Annotated in this window: 3 protein-coding genes; all 3 read left to right on the top strand. The window is 36.1% G+C overall.

Annotation, left to right across the window (positions count from 1 at the left end):
* Positions 1-278 precede the first annotated feature (278 nt).
* From H8704_RS13990 to H8704_RS14595, 3 genes are read left to right on the top strand one after another with little or no spacing between them, the layout of a single operon-like run.
* Positions 279-1,154 (top strand): trypsin-like serine peptidase, encoded by an 876-nt coding sequence (locus H8704_RS13990; protein ID WP_118680117.1) that lies wholly within the window; start codon positions 279-281, stop codon positions 1,152-1,154.
* Between the two features lie 31 nt (positions 1,155-1,185).
* Positions 1,186-1,866, top strand: a complete 681-nt coding sequence (locus tag H8704_RS13985) for an immunoglobulin-like domain-containing protein (RefSeq protein ID WP_249298670.1) — start codon at positions 1,186-1,188, stop codon at positions 1,864-1,866.
* A gap of 28 nt (positions 1,867-1,894) precedes the next feature.
* Positions 1,895-2,020, top strand: coding sequence for a methylenetetrahydrofolate reductase (locus tag H8704_RS14595; protein WP_408611206.1), 126 nt, complete (start codon positions 1,895-1,897; stop codon positions 2,018-2,020).
* Positions 2,021-2,216 lie beyond the last annotated feature (196 nt).

Below are 2,216 nucleotides of genomic sequence, written 5' to 3'. Positions count from 1 at the left end.
TAGGAGGTTAGCTGCCATAGAGGGATGGGTATACACAAGGCCAGTAAAGCGAAAATGAATGACGTTTTATTTCGTATACCTTAAAACCGCTATTTCAGTACCCGATACATCGAAATGCTCATAGCTATGGTTTATTCGCTGAGATAAAAAGGTTGAGAAACCTTGAATTTTCAATAAAAAACACTTGATTATATGAGGAGGTGAAAGTGATCAAATGTGATAGGAGATATAAGTAACTGTAAATAAAAACATTATATGGGTATAAGGAGGTATAACTAATGAGAAATTTACTTAAAAAGCTAGCAATTGTAATGGGGATAACTTGTATTTGCTTTATGTTCGAAAAGGGAGATGCAGCATTGGCAGCGGATAGAAATGCAATTCACGTTGTGGACAAAAAAAGCGGAACAAATACGGAATATGATATGCCTGATGATTCAAAAGGAGACATCGTATTACCGGCCAATAATGTTTGGGGAGAAAAAAAACAGGCTGATGGAATTGCACTTACAAATATTATTGGAACAGATGATAGGGTGTTAATATCTAATGCAAACACATTTCCCTATACTACAATTGCAAGAATCACGGTTGTTTATCAAGATGGCACGGCACAGCGTGGAAGCGGAGCAATTATTGGGCCAAGACTTGTTGCGACAGCTGGTCATGTGCTGATTAATGAGTCACTATCACATCCGAAGAGTATTAAGATGGAGTTTGGCTTATATGGTACAAGTTCTTATTACAAAACATCAAATTACTCGGCGTATATATATTATGGGGATTATAAAGGATATAATACAGAGACGGACTATGGTTTTATTGTGTTACCTGAGGATGTTGGAACAAATGTGACTGGTTGTATGGGAATTCGAACCGCTTGTGACCCTAATCAGGCAATTTTTGCTGCTGGATATCCGGGAGGAAATCCATATTTATATAATTGTGCGGGAAATGTTATTGATTTCACAGATGATGTTTTAGTCATAAATGCAGATTTTACAGCAGGAGAAAGTGGTGGTCCGGTATTTGTGATGTATGAAGGAATGCCGTATCTTATGGGGACTATTTCTGGGAGTGCTGGAACAACTAATTATGCACGTAGATTAAATACAGGATTACTGAATTGGTTGCAAGACAATGGTTATAGATAAATATTGAAAAAGATAGAAAGGAGAAAATGTAATGAAAAAATATTTGTATAAGGTTGCGTTATTCATGATGATGTTTGCTATTTTTAAGAACAAGGAAGCCTCAGCAAAAACTGTCATTGAAATAAATCAGAAAGGAGTAACAGAAATACGTGCTCCTAAGGCATGGAAAAATGTTTTATGGCAATGTAGTAATAAGAATGTAAAGATTACAAATAGGCATGGTCGTGTGATAGCGGTTAAGGGAATTAGAAAAGGAAGGAGTAAGATTATAGCGGTAAATAAAAAAAATATGAAAAAGAAGTATTTTTATGTAAAAATAAATAATGTTAAAGAAGAAAAGAATCAGAATAAAACAAAAGATATAAATATGACTTTGACATCTGTGGCATCTTATAACAATGATTTAACTGTGACTGTACACATAAAAAATATGGGGACACAATCTGTGAAAATAGGAGCCGATGCAAAGCTTTATCGTTGGAATGAGGAAAAAAGTGAATACTACGAGATGAATAATGATCAGATTGTTCCGGCAATAGTTTATATGATTGAAAAAAATCAGGAACAAGATGTACAATTTCGGTACAGTAGTTCCATGATACAAACCGGACATTATAGAATATGTGTAGAATGGAGTGGAAATGAAACGGAAGAACAACAAAGTGAAAATATAGGATTTGACAAAACAGTTATATTAGAATTTGATGTTTAGGGCAATTTTTTGCAGTTAAATATATATAATGTGTTTGTCCTGCCTTCATCATGACAAACAGGAAATCAATGAATTTGCACGGGTTTTCACGGAGGAAGGTATCCAGAACGTGCTGGCACTCCGGGGAGACCGTAATCCTAATATTCCGGAATAAGAGGATTTTAAACATGCTTCCGATTTGATCCATTATCTGAAACTGAAGGGAGATTTTTGCTTTCTGGGGCCAGCTATCCGGTATGTCCTATGCACTGAGCCAGATCATTGATCTGCTGGTCAGTGATATTGATGGGATCCATCTGTACACCATGAATAATCCGCTGGTGGCGCGCAGGATCTGTGATGGGATTCGG

Origin of the sequence: Jutongia huaianensis (assembly GCF_014384985.1) — a bacterium.
GTDB classification, from domain to species: Bacteria; Bacillota; Clostridia; order Lachnospirales; family Lachnospiraceae; genus Jutongia; species Jutongia huaianensis.
Note: the sequence above shows the minus strand (reverse complement) of the source record. Positions and strands in the feature narration are given on the sequence as shown.